22 protein-coding genes are annotated in these 17,998 nt (G+C 41.0%); 4 read left to right on the top strand and 18 right to left on the bottom strand.

The genetic code is table 11. The features are described from left to right. The first annotated feature begins 51 nt into the window (after positions 1 to 51). Positions 52 to 282 (top strand): hypothetical protein, encoded by a 231-nt coding sequence (locus tag K401_RS34280; protein WP_024295734.1) that lies wholly within the window; start codon positions 52 to 54, stop codon positions 280 to 282. On the opposite strand, the gene K401_RS0126240 is transcribed toward K401_RS34280, so the two are convergent. The 4 genes from K401_RS0126240 to K401_RS0126255 form a co-directional block, all read right to left on the bottom strand. Next, positions 240 to 1,157, bottom strand: a complete 918-nt coding sequence (locus K401_RS0126240; protein ID WP_029701013.1) for an SDR family oxidoreductase — start codon at positions 1,155 to 1,157, stop codon at positions 240 to 242. The genes K401_RS34280 and K401_RS0126240 overlap by 43 nt on opposite strands. Positions 1,158 to 1,273: 116 nt before the next feature. Next, the gene (locus tag K401_RS0126245; RefSeq protein ID WP_024295736.1) at positions 1,274 to 1,825 is read right to left on the bottom strand and encodes a DUF3877 family protein; all 552 of its coding nucleotides are present in this window, start codon (positions 1,823 to 1,825) and stop codon (positions 1,274 to 1,276) included. Between the two features lie 352 nt (positions 1,826 to 2,177). Next, entirely contained in the window at positions 2,178 to 2,345 is a 168-nt protein-coding gene (locus K401_RS33080) for a hypothetical protein (protein WP_207641466.1), read from the bottom strand. A 4-nt stretch (positions 2,346 to 2,349) separates the two neighbouring features. Beyond that, the gene (locus tag K401_RS0126255) at positions 2,350 to 2,577 is read right to left on the bottom strand and encodes an NAD-dependent epimerase/dehydratase family protein (RefSeq protein ID WP_024295737.1); all 228 of its coding nucleotides are present in this window, start codon (positions 2,575 to 2,577) and stop codon (positions 2,350 to 2,352) included. A gap of 307 nt (positions 2,578 to 2,884) precedes the next feature. Between K401_RS0126255 and K401_RS0126260 the strand changes: the two genes are divergently transcribed. Then, positions 2,885 to 3,442 carry an SOS response-associated peptidase gene (locus K401_RS0126260; protein WP_024295738.1) on the top strand — a complete coding sequence of 186 codons (558 nt, stop codon included), beginning with the start codon at positions 2,885 to 2,887 and terminating at the stop codon, positions 3,440 to 3,442. A gap of 62 nt (positions 3,443 to 3,504) precedes the next feature. Here K401_RS0126260 and K401_RS0126265 read toward each other — a convergent pair whose 3' ends face one another. Continuing rightward, positions 3,505 to 3,807: an MGMT family protein gene (locus K401_RS0126265; protein ID WP_024295739.1), complete on the bottom strand. Its 303-nt coding sequence runs from the start codon at positions 3,805 to 3,807 to the stop codon at positions 3,505 to 3,507. Between the two features lie 353 nt (positions 3,808 to 4,160). On the opposite strand from K401_RS0126265, the gene K401_RS0126270 reads away from it, so the two are divergent. Next, the gene (locus tag K401_RS0126270) at positions 4,161 to 4,484 is read left to right on the top strand and encodes a glutaredoxin (RefSeq protein ID WP_024295740.1); all 324 of its coding nucleotides are present in this window, start codon (positions 4,161 to 4,163) and stop codon (positions 4,482 to 4,484) included. A 244-nt stretch (positions 4,485 to 4,728) separates the two neighbouring features. On the opposite strand, the gene K401_RS0126275 is transcribed toward K401_RS0126270, so the two are convergent. The 5 genes from K401_RS0126275 to K401_RS0126295 form a co-directional block, all read right to left on the bottom strand. Beyond that, the gene (locus K401_RS0126275; protein ID WP_024295741.1) at positions 4,729 to 4,935 is read right to left on the bottom strand and encodes a heavy metal transporter; all 207 of its coding nucleotides are present in this window, start codon (positions 4,933 to 4,935) and stop codon (positions 4,729 to 4,731) included. A gap of 117 nt (positions 4,936 to 5,052) precedes the next feature. Then, complete coding sequence (locus tag K401_RS0126280; RefSeq protein ID WP_024295742.1) at positions 5,053 to 5,262, bottom strand: cold-shock protein; 210 nt, start codon at positions 5,260 to 5,262, stop codon at positions 5,053 to 5,055. A gap of 122 nt (positions 5,263 to 5,384) precedes the next feature. Beyond that, entirely contained in the window at positions 5,385 to 5,537 is a 153-nt protein-coding gene (locus tag K401_RS33305) for a CPC_1213 family protein (protein ID WP_166435296.1), read from the bottom strand. A gap of 440 nt (positions 5,538 to 5,977) precedes the next feature. After that, positions 5,978 to 7,648, bottom strand: a complete 1,671-nt coding sequence (locus tag K401_RS0126290; RefSeq protein ID WP_024295743.1) for a S8 family peptidase — start codon at positions 7,646 to 7,648, stop codon at positions 5,978 to 5,980. A gap of 191 nt (positions 7,649 to 7,839) precedes the next feature. Beyond that, a complete protein-coding gene (locus K401_RS0126295; protein WP_024295744.1) occupies positions 7,840 to 8,694 on the bottom strand; it encodes an NmrA family NAD(P)-binding protein in 855 nt (284 codons plus the stop codon). Positions 8,695 to 8,827: 133 nt separating this feature from the next. On the opposite strand from K401_RS0126295, the gene K401_RS0126300 reads away from it, so the two are divergent. After that, on the top strand, positions 8,828 to 9,760 hold the full coding sequence (locus K401_RS0126300) for a helix-turn-helix transcriptional regulator (protein ID WP_024295745.1): 933 nt from the start codon (positions 8,828 to 8,830) through the stop codon (positions 9,758 to 9,760). Between the two features lie 92 nt (positions 9,761 to 9,852). Here K401_RS0126300 and K401_RS0126305 read toward each other — a convergent pair whose 3' ends face one another. The 8 genes from K401_RS0126305 to K401_RS0126340 all read right to left on the bottom strand — a co-directional run bounded on the left by K401_RS0126305 (position 9,853) and on the right by K401_RS0126340 (position 17,998). Then, positions 9,853 to 10,227, bottom strand: coding sequence for a MerR family transcriptional regulator (locus K401_RS0126305; protein ID WP_024295746.1), 375 nt, complete (start codon positions 10,225 to 10,227; stop codon positions 9,853 to 9,855). A gap of 59 nt (positions 10,228 to 10,286) precedes the next feature. Beyond that, entirely contained in the window at positions 10,287 to 11,468 is a 1,182-nt protein-coding gene (locus K401_RS0126310) for an iron-containing alcohol dehydrogenase (RefSeq protein WP_024295747.1), read from the bottom strand. 90 nt (positions 11,469 to 11,558) lie between these two features. After that, entirely contained in the window at positions 11,559 to 12,521 is a 963-nt protein-coding gene (locus K401_RS0126315; RefSeq protein WP_024295748.1) for an aldo/keto reductase, read from the bottom strand. 344 nt (positions 12,522 to 12,865) lie between these two features. Then, complete coding sequence (locus K401_RS0126320; RefSeq protein WP_024295749.1) at positions 12,866 to 13,882, bottom strand: LacI family DNA-binding transcriptional regulator; 1,017 nt, start codon at positions 13,880 to 13,882, stop codon at positions 12,866 to 12,868. Between the two features lie 62 nt (positions 13,883 to 13,944). Next, a complete protein-coding gene (locus K401_RS33085; RefSeq protein WP_156882303.1) occupies positions 13,945 to 14,109 on the bottom strand; it encodes a hypothetical protein in 165 nt (54 codons plus the stop codon). Beyond that, a complete protein-coding gene (locus tag K401_RS0126330) occupies positions 14,099 to 15,394 on the bottom strand; it encodes an alpha-L-fucosidase (protein ID WP_024295750.1) in 1,296 nt (431 codons plus the stop codon). The genes K401_RS33085 and K401_RS0126330 overlap by 11 nt, the downstream gene beginning before the upstream one ends. Continuing rightward, on the bottom strand, positions 15,387 to 16,424 hold the full coding sequence (locus tag K401_RS0126335; protein ID WP_024295751.1) for a glycoside hydrolase family 18 protein: 1,038 nt from the start codon (positions 16,422 to 16,424) through the stop codon (positions 15,387 to 15,389). The genes K401_RS0126330 and K401_RS0126335 overlap by 8 nt, the downstream gene beginning before the upstream one ends. Positions 16,425 to 16,447: 23 nt before the next feature. Next, positions 16,448 to 17,998, bottom strand: a complete 1,551-nt coding sequence (locus K401_RS0126340) for an extracellular solute-binding protein (protein ID WP_024295752.1) — start codon at positions 17,996 to 17,998, stop codon at positions 16,448 to 16,450.

A 17,998-nucleotide genomic window follows, 5' to 3' on the forward strand; every position in this document is an offset into this window, starting at 1 on the left:
TGATTGATCCGAATTCCGCCAATGCTTTGATTGTTTCTATCCATTGAGGGCATGATCGGACTCCAGCAAATCCAGCAGATTCATTTTCAACATGCCTTTCTTGGGGCCAATGGAATTGACGTTTCATTTGGCCTGTCCACGGTAAGGGATATGGAAGCCAAAGGCAAACGGGCAATTATAAAAAACAGCCGCAATCCAAAAATGGAATTGCAGCTATTTTATGTTTTCCCTGTGTTTCTTTATGATTGCATGGATTGCCCGCCGTCCACATGGAGGACCTGACCTGTGACAAATGAGGAATCGTTACTTGCAAGATATACGTAGGTCGGGGCAAGCTCTACCGGCTGCCCTGCTCTTTTCATGGGAGTGTTGGAACCAAACGTGGGAATGTAGTCGGCCGGCCAGCTGGAAGGCTGAAGCGGCGTCCAGATTGGACCTGGTGCAACTGCATTTACCCGAATGCCTCTAGACACCAGGGAACGGGCCATTGATCGGGTGAAGCTGACAATTGCTCCTTTTGTGCTGGAATAATCAATCAACTGGTCATTCCCAGCATAAGCAGTAACGGATGTTGTATTAATTATGGTGCTGCCGTCCTTTAAATGGGGCAGGACTGCTTTTGTCATAATGAAAATACCGAAAAAATTCACTTCAAAGGTAAGTACCATCTGCTCAACGGCAATGTTCTCTATACCGTCTTGCGGAAACTGCACACCTGCATTATTTACCAGGACGTCAAGTCTGCCTAAGGATGAAACGGTTTCGGATACTGCGTTTTGACAAAACAATTCGTCCCGTACATCTCCTGAGATCAAAAGACATTTTCTTCCCTGAGCTTCTACATAGGATTTCGTTATTTGCGCATCATCATGCTCGTCATAATAAACGATGCATACATCAGCGCCTTCCTTTGCAAATGCCAAAGACACAGCTCTTCCAATTCCGCTGTCTCCTCCCGTTACCAATGCCACTTTATCTTCCAGTTTACCTGTTCCAATATAGTCTGGATTGTCAAAGACAGGTTTCGGAACCATAAGTGTTTCCAATCCTGGTTGTACGGACTGATGCTGTGGAGGGAACTGGATCGGAACCTGTTGGCATACTTCTTTATAGCCCAAATATGAATAATAATCAGCCAAGCTTAATCTCCAATACATCTAATAACTATTATATGATTATATATTAATCAAACCAATGTCCTGATACACATTTTTTCTAAAATTTTAATCCTGAGCAAAAAACTGTTTTGAGCCATTTGAAAAAAGGCAGAAAATTAAAAACCGAAATTCTCATAATCGGCTTTAATAAATCGGTGATAAATAGTATGGCAGTCTTCAAATTTTATACAATACCTGTAAGCATCCGGCTTCCCATCTGTAAAATATATTAAGTAATCAAATTCACCATTGTTCATCTTTTCACAAACAACATTACTTGAGTATTTATAAAATATATTCAGCAGATCCTCCAGTGAACAATCATGTATGCTTATTTTTTCAATAAAATCTCTTAAAAAATAGTTTTCATCAATGCTTTCATGAACATAGTCAACTCCCTTTGGAGGAATGGTAAAGCAAAATCTTGTTTCTGTATTGGAGTACTCCACTATTCCTAACCGTTCCTTTACAAATTCACAGAATTGATCCAAAACCTTAAACAACTCCGTGACAGTATAAGATGTACCTAACAGATTACAAATCGATTCAATGGGGTAATACAATCTTATTATTTCGCTTCTATAACCAATTTTAATCTGCTCTTCTTTTATGACTTCAATTATATGATTCTCTAAGCCTTTAAAGGCTGATTCGTATTGAATCTGCATATATTTCCTCCTGGCGTTGGTTCTATCAATTTCCCCTGGAAACAAGGTCCAAAGCCACAGGTTTTCACACCTGTGGCTCATTGTTTATAAGAATAATGCAATATTAACACGATCAAATCCCTTTTACAATAGGAAAAAGTACTTCCTTCCCTAATCCCGGATACGGATATCCGATATTTTTTGCCTGCCATCATAACAATACCGCCTTACTGCCAAAACCATGTACCACAACGTTTTTGAATTCATACAGTTACAAAGTTTTTACCGGAGCTTCATGGCATAAACGCAAACAGTGTGCAAACTGGTTTCTATTTCTAATAGTATAGTCCGTGATTCTGTTTCATCCGCTATATCATGAACGCTTAAACGGACTGCATCCGCTGGCTACACATCCTCCGTCACACAGAATGTCAGCACCTGTTAAATATCCCAGCCGTTCATCTGAAACGGCAGCATACAGTTGAGCAATTTCTTCCGGCCTGCCCAAACGTTTTATTGCATTGTATTTCATATAGGTCATCGCTTCATCCTTTTCCAGTAAAAAAACGTTCCAGACTCTCTGTATCAGTCACGTCGCCAATGCATATCTCAACTTCCCCCGGCACACGTGCAGCCGCAGGATCGCCCTTTAAAACAAGGCCGCGCACTTTTTTACCATCTTCCAGAAGCCTTGCCGCTACACTGCTTCCCAGATTGCCGGCAATCCCTGTCACAAGGTAAACTATATTTTTTTCATTGCTTTGATTATCCATAATGAATCCTCCGCTTAAAAATTAATGTTATTGAGCTTATCAATTTGATGTTTTTATCATAGCGGCGGAATATGTGTGAGTTATTTATGAAATGTTTGAAAATTGTTAAATCAAATTCCCACCAGGAGTTGGGGCCTTAGACAAAACATTGCCGTCATCTGATAATATTTTCTCCTTTCCTGCAATTATTAAAGGAATTTAAATTGACATATTTCATGGACTCATGTAAATGGGTTATGGTAATATAATATTAAAACATGTGCAATACTACCAGATGATTCAGCAACAGGAAAGGTGATCGAATAACATGTGCGGCAGATATTATATTGAAATAGACAATATTGAACTGAATTCCATTATTGCAGAAGTCGAAAAAAAAGCGACCGTTAAAACCGGAGAAATATATCCAACAAACACTGTGCCTGTTTTGTCGCCAAACGGAACCATGACGGCAATGCGCTGGGGTTTTCCAAGGTATGACAATAAAGGGGAAGTCATTAACGCCCGAAGCGAAACAGCGGCGGAAAAAAACATGTTTCGCTACCCCATGATGGAAGGACGCTGCCTGATACCGGCAAGCTGGTACTTTGAATGGGAAAAACGAGGCTCAAAAAAGATAAAATATGCCCTGGCGGCTCCTGACAATCGTCCTGTATGGCTTGCCGGGCTATCGAGGAGAGACGCTAAAACAGGAGACTCGCTTTTTGTTATTCTGACACGTCCAGCCTGGTCCGGCATCTCATTTATTCACGATCGGATGCCGGTGATTTTACCAAAAGAAATTCACGATGAGTGGCTTTTTGGCCACGATCCAAAAGGCACCATGAACCGGGCGTCAGATGAAGTTCGCTATAGGCTGGAATAAGAGATCGGATAGACCTCTGCCGTCCCGGCTTATTTACACCGGTGATGAAGCAAAACAGGGACTTACACTCTTTCTCCTTTCCACAGGCAGGCTGCCATATCGACGCGTCCATCCGGGAGAAAGGGTACTCCTTCGTTTTCCAACATGTCCTTACGGATTTCCGGAAAACCGCCGCCTGCAATGGAGCCGTCAGCCATTACCACACGCTGCCACGGCAAATATTCCGGGCAAAAACGCATTGCCCGCCCAACCTCCCGCGCAGCACGAGGCCTTCCAAGCATATACGCTATTTGTCCGTATGAAATCACCTTACCGCGGGGAATTCTCTCCACAACATCATATACCTGAGTAAAAAATTGATTCATAATCCCATTCTCTCTTTCAGTCAAACGGATATTCGCAATGACCAAGGGGCACAGCGCCCCACGCACCATCGGGTGGCCCTTCGTTTCGCTGCTTTCTTTAATCATCAGCAATCTTTGTCATTATAATTGCCTCTCAATTATACACTATTATAAATAAAGTTTGCAACTTGAATGAAATCAACTCGATTAACCAAGGCAAAACAGTGTTTTGAATTATTCACTTAAAAGTATAGAATATCCGGACGGTTTAGAATAGGTCGCTCAGATTGACTTAACAAAGAAGTGAGATTATAATAAAAGTAGTATCAAAATAATATTAAGCGCTATCTATTGCTGCAGAATGGGAGGTAAATATGAAAGTAACCATGTATGGGGCGGAAATTTGTCCTGATTGCGTTAAGGCTAAAAAAAGCTTAACAGTACTTAGTGATATTGAGTTTGAATACAAGAACATTATTGGTGACACAGCTACTTTAAAGGAATTTTTAGCTTACCGGGATAACCATAGTATTTTCCAGGAAGTTAAGGAATCAGGAAGAATAGGAATACCGTTTTTTATATTGGAAAATGGCGAAAAAACTTTTGAGATCGATAAGTATGTAACTATTCCTGCTGAAGCCGAAAAAATGGAGAGTCCTGTCTCTTTTTGTTCTATTGATAAAAAAGGGCAATGCTGATAAAATAAAATCTGATTTTGGGGGAGGGTGCGGATAAAAAGTTTTTTGTCCGCACCTCTCCTCTTCCCCCAAATTGAACTTATCGTAACAAAAAAATAAGAATAGGGACATTTTTCCCTACTCTTATATAGTACAAACTGCCTGCTACGTGGCAGTATATTTTTTATGTTGGCATAGAGAATTATGGAAGTCAGCATAAATTATAGAGTCTTTTTCACAGACTCTATTCTCAAAATTCGCCAAATTAGCTTATAATACTACATCCAACGTTTTCAATACAAGATTTAATCGAATTTTCGTCCGTTGATTCATTATATCCGACTTCAATGGAACCTCTTGCCACATCAATATTAACCATTGAAATTCCTTCTATTTTATCTAATGCATTTTTAAGCTGAGTTTTAATCTCCGAATTCTGTATTCCTGATATATCATAATGAATTTTGTTCATAAGATAACTCCTTTACAATTTTAATTATATTATGAAAACAAAAAGATGTTTTCATAATCGGATGGACGGGGCAAAGAACGTTCCTTTATCCTCACTTGCGTTGCAAGTTCGGATAAGTTATATTTTCTGAACATTTAAAGCGCATAAGCCTTTTTCATCTTGCCTAACGTCAAAATTAACAGACTCGCCCTCGTGTAAATCTTTATTATGAGTCTTTTCTTTGACTTGTGAATGATGTACGAAAACATCCTGGCCTTCGTTGGTTGAGATAAAGCCATAGCCTCTTTCGTTATCAAACCATTTAACTACACCAGTATAATTAGACATGTTTAAAACCTCCTTTATAAACCTATTAAATCTCATTGATCCCATTTCCATATATATGGAAATAGATTCATACTTGTCTGCTTTTTCGGCTGAACGCGAGATATTTCAGTGAAATTTAAAGTCTAAGATTCTTTATCTTTTGAATTATCTGCTTTCAATCCAAATACGGCTCGCGCGCTTTCTGCTTGCGGGTTGTGATTAATATGTTTTGAATGAAAAGTACCATCTTCTTTTTTATGATTTTTTGTGCTTTTTTTAGAATTATCTCTGCTCATGGTTTGCCTCCTTTTATTATAAAACTATTTTTAGTATGCCATTCATTTAATAATTGCATTCTATGATTGGTTTCCAATTTAAGCCAGAAAATTATATTATATAAGGGAATTACGGAATTAATCCAGAGTTCATATCTTCAATTATCCCGCTATTGCTGCAACTCATATGAGAGCGGCATTTATTTTAGTTTAATTAATCTGGGCATTATGACTGGTTTTATTATTAACATGCCGCATGCAAATCGCGCAGCACATTTTTAGGCGTGCCCCGGGTACCGGATCCACGCCTATGATTTATCTTATCTTCTTATTCACTATTGTAAAGCTGTATTACATATTTGAATTCTATTCTTTAAAAATTTTCTCATAATTTTTACAGCTTTTATGCCTCCTCTTTCTGCGATATTATTAACCTGGTTGGAAATAACCTTCCATTGTTATCATGTGCTTAAAAGCATATTCAATAAATTTTCAATATCTAATATTCCATATCCCCATATTTTATTTGGATAAATTACATCAGAATCCCGCAGAGCGTTAAAAGTTAATAATCCTCTGATTTGATTCCCATTAATATTGACAAAATTTCTTTTTATACCAGCCCACTCCAAGGCTATGGCAATAGCTCCCGCTGCATATCCGACAGCCGCGCCAGTTCCGCTGATCACTCCATACTGGCTCTCTGGAACTGCACACGGTATCTGGTAACCAGGTGCTGCTATATCGGGCTTAACTTCGCCTATTCTGGTATAACCTCTTGACGATTCAATCAATATACTCCTATTAACTTGATTATAGGCAGTAACAGTTATGGGACTCGTAGTAGTTCCTGGTGAAGATACAGTGGTATCCGGATCTGACTCAAAGAAAAAGGTCTCGTTAGAGATCAGATTTCCAGCTGGTAACCATGTATGAAAAGAAAATGGTGTGTTTTCTATGCTTAAAGCCCGAAAATGCCAAACTCCTGGATAAGGATTTCTAAAACGTATTAAAATTAATGGATTCCTGCCTCCACTCTCAAAAACAAAATTATTAATCAGGAGAATACTCTGACTTTGCTCAAAAGTAAACTCTTTACAAACCAGTGAAGGGTCAACTGATTCTGTAGACTCCCCTAAAGGTGATATAACCTCAATAGATAAGGTGCTTGGCGCATATGGCCAAATTTCCATGAAAAATAACTTGTCACTGCTCCCTACATTTAATTGGAAGTCATTATAATAAGGCTGGGAAAAGGTGCTGTTAAAGTAATGCCTTTCTTTGTTTCCCCCATCCCCTGCTGCAATACAAACTCCTATATTAGGCAATCCTGCAATAATATTTAAATAAGTACTGATAGGGCTGATTCCATCATGACCACCTTGGTTGCTCTCCAATGCAATGCATATAACTAAAGGACGTTTTAGGTTTTCAGATACAGTAACTAAATACCTTATTCCAAGCATTAGATCAGTCTCTTGAAAGCACAGCAAATCATCCGGAACAAAAAACAGTTGTTTAAGATTTTGCTTGGCTTCCTTTAGTTTTACAATTACAAGTTCAGATTCTGGTACAATACCGCTAAAAGACTGATTTGACTCAGGTCTGCCAGCAATAATGCTGGCAATAGCTGTTCCATGTCCATTTATATCCCTGGATGGGACTACAGACAATGGATCTTCTGATACCAATGCTTGATTAATCATGTCTCTGGTATATTCACTGCCAAAGGTAAACCCCTCAGGAACAACACCGCCTTGCTCTGACTGATCCCACATAGAAATAATACAAGTAGTCTTATCAGCATTAAGAAATACTGGATGCTGATAATCAATTCCTGTGCTTAAAATACCAATAATAATATCTTTACCATAGAAAGCAGGCTCAGAATGATACCGAAAACTTTCAATATCTGCGTTACCTCTGTCAATGATCGATATCGGTGTAAATAATTCAGGTAAAGAATAATAAGGAACCTGTCTTTGATCACAGATATTTATTTCATGTGTACTTACATGCAATATGTGATGTGCCTCGTTCAATAGAGTCATATTAACATCTTCATTGCGAATCGGATCTATTGAATTTTCAGCAATCAGGTCATAATAATTTTCATCCAGAACCCTTTGCATATATCACCATTTTCCCTGTTCCAGTGGATAATTTATTTAATATTATGCAAAAAATAATGCTGTTATGTAAATTGTTTGGATTTATGATCATATGGAGTCTTTTGAAGTTCATCACAACGCCTGGTTACAGCAAATCCGAAGCTTTTGTAACTCCTTCATTTATGCAGGATGATAAGCAGATTATTTACATATCACACGGTTCGCTCCAGAAATGTTTGAAAATCCATAAAAAGATGAACCGGACCAGAGGTATCACTATTTGTCTTTCCATCAATTACAGCCTTTGTCATATGCATAAAATTTATTATCCCATCCGATGAAAAACCCGCTTGCTCTAACGTACATTTCCATTCATCAGGTGAAATTTGCTGTAATGCAACCTCCTTATTGAATACTTTCCCAAATATTCCTGCTATATCCAGGGAGCTATAATCACAAGGGCCACAGACTTCGTATATTCGTTCCTGGGGCGCTTCCCGAATCATGACATCAGCTAAAAACTCTGCAACATCAATGGGAGAAATCATTGATAATTTCATTTCTAACGGAAAAAAGGTCGGCAAGATCCCCTGCGTTCTTATTAATTCCAGATTTCCCATCCAATTGCTATAGTAATATGCAGGTCTGACAAAAATCTGCTCCATATGAAGTCCATCAAATGCATGTTCCAATAAGTAAGATGCGATCAGATTTCCTGTACCTGATTCATGCTGAGCCCCCATAGAAGACAGACCAACAATTTTTTGAATGCCAGAGGCCTTTATGGCCTCCCGATAATTATCGATCACCAGTCGTACTTCCTCCAGTTGATTTTCAGCGGCTGGATTTTCAGGCGTTAATAAAAAAGCGGTTTTGCCATTATGAAAAGCCTTTATTAATGCTTCTTTATCATGATAATCTGCGACAAAAACTTCAATCCCCATCTTTTTTAATTCCTGGGCTTTTGTCTCGTCTCTAACAACAGCCCGTACCGGCCGGCCTTTCTTAAAAAGGTTATTTGCCAACATGAACCCTATCTGTCCTGTAGCCCCTAAAACAATATTCATATACTGCCTCCTGTCATATAATAATCATCAACATCGTAAGATTGATTTCTTACAAATATTAATATATAATAAAAACATGCCAATTACTGACATGTTTTATTTTTATAATTATTAAAATGAAAGGAGTCCGACGATGTCAAAAACAAAATTGCTGTTTGATTTAATCATGTATGTGAATACAAAACGGAACTTTACGGCCCAGGATGTCGCTTATGAGTTTCATGTATCACTCAGAACAGCTCACCGCTACCTGATGGAGTTAAGTGAAATGGGCATTCCTATTTATACAGAACAGGGGCGAAATGGGGGCTATCGGACTCTGAAAAGCAGAACGCTCCCACCTATCCTATTTGATGAAGAGGAAGCTTTTGCTATATTCTTTGCATTCCGGTCACTCAAATATTTTCAATCATTACCGTTCAGCATAAACATTGATTCAGTATCAAGAAAACTTTACTCAAGTCTTCCGGATGATATCAAAAGAAAAACTGACCGTTTGGATTCTGTGTTATTATTTTGGAGCAAAAAAAGGAGTGTTCCTTCTCCATATTTAAAGGAAATTATTGAAGCATCAATAAATGACCATATTGTAATAATTGAATATTATTCCAAAACAGAGAATAAAGTAAAGGAAGTCAAACCCATTGGCGTATATGCGGCCGATGGATTTTGGTACATGCCTGCCTTTGATATGGAGCATCAAACAATACGGTTATTCAGGGTCGACAGGATCTTATCCTTTGAAAATTCAGAGAAAGTATTTCCTGTAATGGCGGATTTAGAGAACTGGCTGACCGATCATATTGTTAAGACACCGGTTAAGCTCCATGTCAAATTAACAAGGGAAGGGGTGCGGCAATGTCAGAGTGAACCTTGGCTTGAGCCTGATATTGTTTTAACCGAAGATGGAAACGGATTTGTCGATATGGAAGTTGATCAAAGTGAGATACCGTTTATATCAGAGTATTTTTTCCGTTTGGGCAAAGATGCAAAAGTAGTAGAGCCATATGAAGTAATTGATTATATAAAGCAACATGCCAGGCAATTGCTTAATCATTACCTGTAACCCTTAAACAGCATTCAGATGGCCGGAGTTGGGAATTCCGGGAAAAATCATTCTGCTTAAGGATCACGGCAGGCGGACTTTTTTTAGTATAATTATTTCAAGTTCTCTTCACATTTGGACATCCGTTCTTCATAACCATCCAGCTTCCAATCCAGTCTTTCCAGAACTGCATTTAATTCCTCAATTTTCGAGACAATTTGTTCCCTCTGTTCCAGAAGGAGCTTTTTCCGGGCGGTAACGGTATCACTGCCCTGATGAAAAAGGGTAACGTATTCCACAAGGGTTTCCACAGAAACTCCTGCTAAGCGCATACATTTGATATACTCTACCCATCGGCAATCCTCATCAGAATAGTCCCGGATACCGCCCGCGGTTCGTGCAACTTTAGGCAGCAGGCCGATACGCTCATAATAGCGCAGCGTATCAGGGGTAAGTCCATGTTTTTTTGCCACTTCTGCAATAGTCATTGATTTTCACATCCCTGTTTACTTATATTTATCCTGTTCTTCGCCGGTATGACTTTCTGCTATCCATTAAAGCTGCTTAAACACATTTTAAAAATATTTTCAATATCCTGTTGATTCAAAGGTTTAAAGCCGGGCAGCGTCCCGCCGTTGCAGGCTTTTTTTGCCATAATCTCAAAGTTTTTATCGTCTATGCCGATTTCGTGGAGGCTGCTTTTCAGCCCCAGCGTCCGGAAGAAGAAATCGCCTAAAAGCTCAATACTTTTCTTTGCTGCCTCCATATGCGGCTGAGATGCATCGATGCCAAACACGTTGACGCCGAACTGATAAAATTTAGATGCCGTAGTTTCATCCAGCGTATATTTCATCCAGCGCGGTGTGAGAATGGCCAGGCCCAGACCGTGAGTGATATCGTATATAGCGGAAAGCTCATGCTCCATGGGATGGCAGCTCCATGCCTGGCGCTTGCCGCCGTTCACAAATCCGTTAATCGCCCAGGAGCTTGCCCACATCAGATTGGCACGGGCCTCGTAATTGTCAGGCTGCTCCATGGCGACAGGAGCATATCTGATGATGGTTTTCATCAACACTTCCATAATCCCATCCAGCATCTGCAGATCCTGATCCATGTTAAAATAGACTTCCATAATATGTGACATCATATCAGCCGCTCCGCAGGCAGTCTGATATGGATTGACCGTATAGGTGTTGACAGGATCCAGGAAAGAGACTTTTGGGAGCATGGGAAACTCCATCCGGCCGATTTTGTCCTGGGTTTTTGGATTGCTGATGACTCCTCCGCAGTCCATTTCCGAGCCAGTGGCTGCAAGTGTGAGAATGGTAACAACCGGCAGCGCTTTTTCAATTGGCGCCCATTCACTTAGAAACTTCCACGGGTCAAAATCCACACAAGCGCCGGCTGCCATGAATTTTGTCGCATCCAATGTAGAACCCCCGCCTACAGCAAGCAAAACATCGATCTTTTCTCTTTTACAGATCTCCGCACCCTTGCGCACGGAATCAATGTGCGGGTTGGGTGCAATGCCATCCAGCTCAAACAGCTGGAGACCTGCGGCCTTGATTTCTGCTGTTACTTTATCATACAACCCTATCTTTTTAATGGATCCACCGCCATAGGTCAGCAGCACGCGCTTGCCGAAACGGGAAAGTTCCGGCCCAAGATGGGAAAGCTGATTTTCTCCAAAATAAACTTTTGTTGGTATATCATAAATAAAACTATTCATTCTGATTTCTCCTTTTATTTTTTATATCAGTCACCAAAACACACTGCCTGAAAAGAATGTATCCCCCTGTGTTCATTCCTTTTATTTCAATCAGAGCGCGCCAACAACCTTATGGGGAACATACAGTTCTTCAAGATAGGATACATCGTCATCTGCCAGCCTGATATTGAAGGCGCCCACCGCATCATCAAAATATTTTGCCTTAGTGGCACCGATGATGGGGGCCGCAACGCCCTTTGCAAACTGCCAGGCAAGGGCAACCTGGGTCATGGTAACGTTATATTTCTCTGCAATTTCATTGACACGCAATACGATTTTGTAATCAGTCTCCTGTGTTCCATCGTATTTGGAAATCGCCGTTTTATCGGTCTTGCTGCGGTTTGTATCGGTTTTCCATTCAAGCCGGGAAAGTCTGCCTGCCGCAAGAGGGCTGTAAGGCGTACATGCGACGTTCTGCTGATTGCATATGGGAATTAATTCACGCTCGTCCTCGCGGTAGAGCAGATTGTAGTGGTTCTGCATGGAGACGAAGGGTGTCCAGCCGTTTCTTTCAGCGGCAAGCTGCATGTTGTAGAATTGATATCCATACATAGCAGAAGCGCCGAGGGCTCTCACCTTGCCCGCTGTGACCAGGCTGTTAAGGGTCTCCATGGTTTCTTCTATGGGGGTTCCATAGTCAAAACGGTGAATGATATAAAGATCCAGATAATCGGTTCCCAGCCGTTTAAGCGTACCGTCAATTTCTCGCAGAATTGCCTCTTTGGAAAGATGCCCCTCGTTAAAATAGACCTTTGAGGCCAGCACCACTTTGTCACGGGCCGCATTGTTCCGTATAGCCCGGCCAAGGTACTCTTCACTGGTGCCGGCCGAATAAGTGTTGGCGGTGTCAAAGAAATTTATACCCAGATCAAGAGCATGCCTTATAATCGTTTCGCTTTCCTGCGGATTCAGCGTCCAATCGTGCATTTTGCTGGCAGGATCACCAAAGCTCATGCAGCCAACGCAAAAGCGGGAAACCTGAATGTTCGAATTTCCGAGTTTTACATATTCCATTTTTTAGCCTCCTTATTGATTTCTTAACGTTTTCTGCAGCATGGCTTGTAAGCTGAAGCTCAAAGCCACTGTTTTATTCATGCCGCATTTTCCTTTCCTCATATGTTCTGTACATATCCTATCACTTGGAGCTAACTCCAAGTCAAGTGGAATCAGAACAATTTCTGTAAAATGCAAAGGTCTATATAAAATGTAATTCTAATGAAGAGAGAGACCGCTTAAATGGCTGCAATCCATTCAGGCTGTCTCTCATACTTTTAAATAATATGCTGCAGAAACCTTTCCATCTAAAAGAAATCCCAAGCAATGAAGTAAAATATATCACCAAAGGGTGTTTCCATTCATTATGACTCCATATTTCTTACGGAATCTCTATAAATAATTGCCGCATTTACAAAGGTAACTCCTCTGCTGGGGGCATTCTCCTGTTCTATTTTTTCACAAATCAACTCAACGGATTTACCGGCCATCTGATTAATATTCACCTCCGCCGTAGTCAGCTTAGGAACACAAAGCTCCGCATAAATATCATTGTCAAAGCTTACAATGGAAATGTCTTCCGGCACCCGGTACCCCTTTTCCTTTAACATACGGATAAACTGGTACGCTGTATCATCACAATTGCAGACAAAAGCAGTAGGCATATGCTCCGGCAGCATAAACTCCACATTTTCATCCTCCATATTCCGGTCTCCGATGATCCACTCATCGCAAATCGGAAGTCCTGCTTTCAAATGCGCACGGCAATAACCAAGATACCGGTCCATAATGCTGTTCGTCGCTGTGAACGTACCCACAAATCCAATGTTTTTATGGCCGCACTTCATCAAATACGTCGTCAGTTCACACATGCTGTACATGCTTTCTGTGATCACGCAGTCTATATCAAAATCATTATCATACGTATCTGCCAGAACACAGGGAAGCTGTGTCTGTTTCACCTCAGCCAGAAACGTTTTTTCAATATCACCCAGAAAAATAACTCCGGCTATGTCATACTTTTCCAGCAGCGGAAGCAGCTTTCCTTTCCTGTCGTCTTTAGGGGTAAGGGGAAACAAATGAGCCAGATAACCACGTTCGTTTAATTCCATGGAAATCCTCTGATAAAACTTTAAATAAAACCCGGCTTCTCCATGAGCAAACTTTTCTTTCATAAAAACAGCAATATTTTTTGAACTTCCGGAACATATCTTTGAACTTTCCGGAAGCTTATAATTCAACTCTTTGCTGACTGCTATGATTTTTTCTTTTAATTCCCTTCCAACTCCGTCTTTTCCATTTAAAGCCTTGGATACGGTTACTTTACTGATAGACAAATAATCCGCAATATCCTGCATCGTTACGTTTTTTTTCCTTTTCACCTTCTCGACCTCTGCGCTATTATTATTTGTTCATTTCACTCATTATAATATATATTTCCAGATTATTCTACGCCTTTCAGAAGTAATTCACCAATTTTCACATGATCAACGGCCCTTGTAAATCTTGCAGTTTTATCTTTGGCCGCGGCATTCTGCCACCTTTTCATCCATTCTTTTCGCTGAACTGCATCTGCATCATGCTCATTCTGTATTTTATCAGGTTTCATTATGAGTTACTGCTTCCCCGGAACTGCCATACATCTTAATTTTTCCTTCCAGTTCAACTTTTACCACAGTCACCAGATCGTGGCAGTCATCCGCTGTCAGCCTGATCCAGGTGGTTCCCGGAATTTCAAACCAGGGAACTCCGCCATGGATTTCATGCGGCAGCTCTTTGCCTGAATGCAGAACGGTAATTTTCTTTATAAGATTGCACAGCCCCTTTAAGCAGATGGATTCCTTTGGATTATCGTACACAAACAGATATAAAGTTTCCCTGTCAGCAGATATGGTACTTCCGCCAAGATAATAGCAGGTCCCAATCCCTTCATCTGTTTGATATACAGCCTCCTCATGCTCCCGTATCCAGGAGCCAAGCCCTGATAAAATTGCCTCCTGCCGGGAATCTATGGTCCCGTCCTGGCGCGGTCCGATATCAAGCAGCATATTTCCGCCCATGGAAATGCAGTCGCAAAATATACGTAGGATCTGGCTTAAAGATTTGTATTGATTGTCCCTTGGTTGGTATCCCCAGGAACCGTTAATCGTAGTACAAAACTCCCAGTCTCCCTCCGGCCTTGTAATGGGGATTCCCTGTTCCGGCGTCTTATAGTCCCCATAACCTTGCAGTCTGGAGTTGATGATCAGATCCGGATTCAATGATTTTAAATAATCCTTAAATCCCGGCAGCCCCCATTGGCCGGCGCTGCGTTCCCAATCTCCGTCAAACCAGAGTAAATCTACCTTTCCGTAATTGGTAAGCAGCTCTCTTAACTGATTGTTATTAAAATCTAAAAAACGCCGCCATTTTTCCGGGTCTTCTTTTCCGTCAACAGGAGATGTAAAAGGGTTTATTTCCTTTGGATTATCAGGAACCTTCCCAGCCGCATACACGCTGGCGTAATCTTTATGTGACCAGTCAATGAGTGAATAATAAAACCCAAGATGAATGCCGCGCTTTTTCATTTCTTCTGCATATTCTTTTACAATATCCCGTTTTGCAGGTGTCTTTTTTACCACGCTTAAATCACTGAATCTGGTATCAAATAATGCCACACCATCATGATGTTTTGCAGTCAGGACAGCGTATTTCGCCCCTGAGCGCTCAATCAGATCTCCCCAGGCAGACACATGGAATTTATCCGCATAAAATCCATCCAGCTGTTTCATATAGTCTTCATAGCTGATGGTTCCATTGTAAAAGGACCAGGATTCCCCAATTCCGTTGACTGCATAAATCCCGTAGTGTATAAATATTCCAAGCTTTGCCTTATGAAACCAACAATTATTCATGATCATCCGCCTTTAATTTTTCAGCCATTAGTGGGATCAATGTATGGGTGCCGTCCTGACTGTACTCCCAGAACATGATGCCTGCCAGTTTCCGGTCCTTGATATAATTGATTTTATATTGGATAGATTCCTTATCATCGTAGCTGATAAAGCTACGGCCATTAAATAAATAAGGCGCCTTTGCTTCCTCATCCCAATATCTTGTGTATCCGTTTTTATCAATATAATCTTTAACCAGTACGCCATAATCCGGCCCATACCCTCCGGTGGTTTCTGCCATCTGTACAAGTCCCCTGTTCCTGTCAGGCACTCCTTCCCAGATTCTGGAATAAAAGGCCGCGCCGATAACAAGCTTTTCCTTAGCAACCCCTGCCTGTTCAAATATTCTTACCGCATTATCCGTGCTGGCTGCAGATAAATCTGCATTACTCGTATATAAATTCGTATGATGCCCTGTCTGGACTGAAAAACCGCCCCTTAGATCATAGGTCATGAGCATCACATAATCCAGATACTGTACAATCTGATCCATCTGCGTACAGCGGAGATAATAAGAATCTCCGCCTGCCGCAATGGATAATGTACAAACTCTGTCTGTAATAACATCAAGTTCCTCCCTCAGCCTTTTTATAAGCAGAGTAAAGTTTTCCTTATCATTGTCAGAACAGGCAATCCCTGCAATACCAACACAGGGATATTCCCAGTCAATGTCAAGCCCGTCTAAGTTGTATTCTTTCATAAGTGCGGCCGCTGATGCGGCAAATACCTCTCTGCCCTCTTTCGTAGAAGCTGCTTCGGAAAAACCGCCGCATCCCCAGCCCCCTATTGACAATACAATTTTTAAATCCGGATTCAGGACCTTTGCCCGTTTGAGTATGTCTGAGTGCCCCATGGGATCCCATGTTACCCCGTGATCTTTGACCGCGGCAAATGCCAGATTTATTACATCCAGACATTGAATGTCCCTGTCTCTTAACAGGAAAAGATTTTGGGTTTCTATATATCCAATCACCAGGTTTTTCTGTTTCATTCTTTTCCTCCCACAGCTGTTTATTAATTGCTTAAGTACCGTGCCAAGGCCGCATTATAAATTTCCATATACTTATCCAACCCCACATTGTTTAAAGACTCCAGGTAGCCATCCCAATCCTTGTCAATGTCAGACTGATTGGTAGTCCATCTCGCCTTATTCTCATCCACAATCTTTTGAATGTCCACAAACAGGGAGGAAATCTGCTTTGATTCTTCTATTGTCAAGTTAATTAACGGAACCGGAGGAGCCAGATATTTAGAATAAAGCTCTATTCTTTCTTTTTTCTCTTTTATGCTTTTGGTTTCAATAATATATGTATCCATAATTTCTGAACTTAAATTTGTTGCTACATAGGATTCCGGCGCTTCAGAATTCTTTCCGGGGATGGATGGCATCAGCTCATACTGATCTCCAGCCGACTTTAAATAGTTTCCAAACCTTAAGCGCAGTGAGTTTTCTGTCTCAAAGAAGGAATCCATATATCTCATGGTGGCTTCCGGATATGGGTTGGAGGTGGTGATCACGCCTCTGTTTTTATCAATGCTGAAATCAAGAGAACCCCAGAACTGATCTCCATTCGGCCCTTTTAATGGTTCAATGGCAATATATTCTGCCCCATCTGTCTCCAACGGTCCGTTAGTAAGGTATACACCCACACGGTTGGAACCGATTTTCGACATGTACTGGTTATGGTCCTGAGTAAACAGTTCCACATCAATCAATCCCTCTTCATAGAGCCTGGCCGTCCACTTGATATAATCCTTATACCCTTCCTGTATGGGGGTAAATAAAAATTCATCTTCCGATCTCATCAAATAGGAAGAACTGTCTGTAATCCCAAACGATCCGGAAAAACCTGCGTCACCATTCCAGATGTTATAAGGTGTCTTTGGCTCATAGGTAAATGGAATTACGTTATTTTTTCCATCTCCGTCAGGAGCCATAGTCTTAAATGCACGAAGCACCTCTTCAAATTCAGCCGTTGTCTTTGGAATCTCCAGTCCCAGCTGATCCAGCCAGGTCTTGTTAATATTTAACGTGGTAGACTGCACCGGCTTCTGGTCTTCATTGATTGACGGAATTGCATAAATATGGCCATCCGGAAACGTAATTGCTTTTCGGATCTCCGGGTTTTCATCTAACACACGCTTAATATTGGGCGCATAATCTTCCATAAGGTCCTCCAGCGGACGAATGATTCCTTTTTCCGCATAAGAAAGAATCTTTTGGGAAGACAAACCGGAGAATACGGCATCCGGTAAGTTTTTTGACGCCAGCGCCAGATTCAGCTTTTCATCCGCTCCGTCGCCGCTTATGGTCTGGTAATCTACGAATACATTTGTTTGCCTGGAAATATCCTGGAAAATGGGATAATCATTCCACTCTCCGTTGCCGGGTTTTCCAAAACCAATTGCTTTGATGTGAATTGGCTCATCCACAACGGGATACCCTGTTTTCTTCACGTCTACTGTTATTGCGTTTGCTTCCTCTGCTTGTTTTCCGCACCCTGACACTGCAAGAGATGCCATAGCAGCAACTAAAGCCGAGGCAATGACCCTGCTTTTTTTCAT

The organism is Lacrimispora indolis DSM 755, assembly GCF_000526995.1.
Taxonomy (GTDB): domain Bacteria; phylum Bacillota; class Clostridia; order Lachnospirales; family Lachnospiraceae; genus Lacrimispora; species Lacrimispora indolis.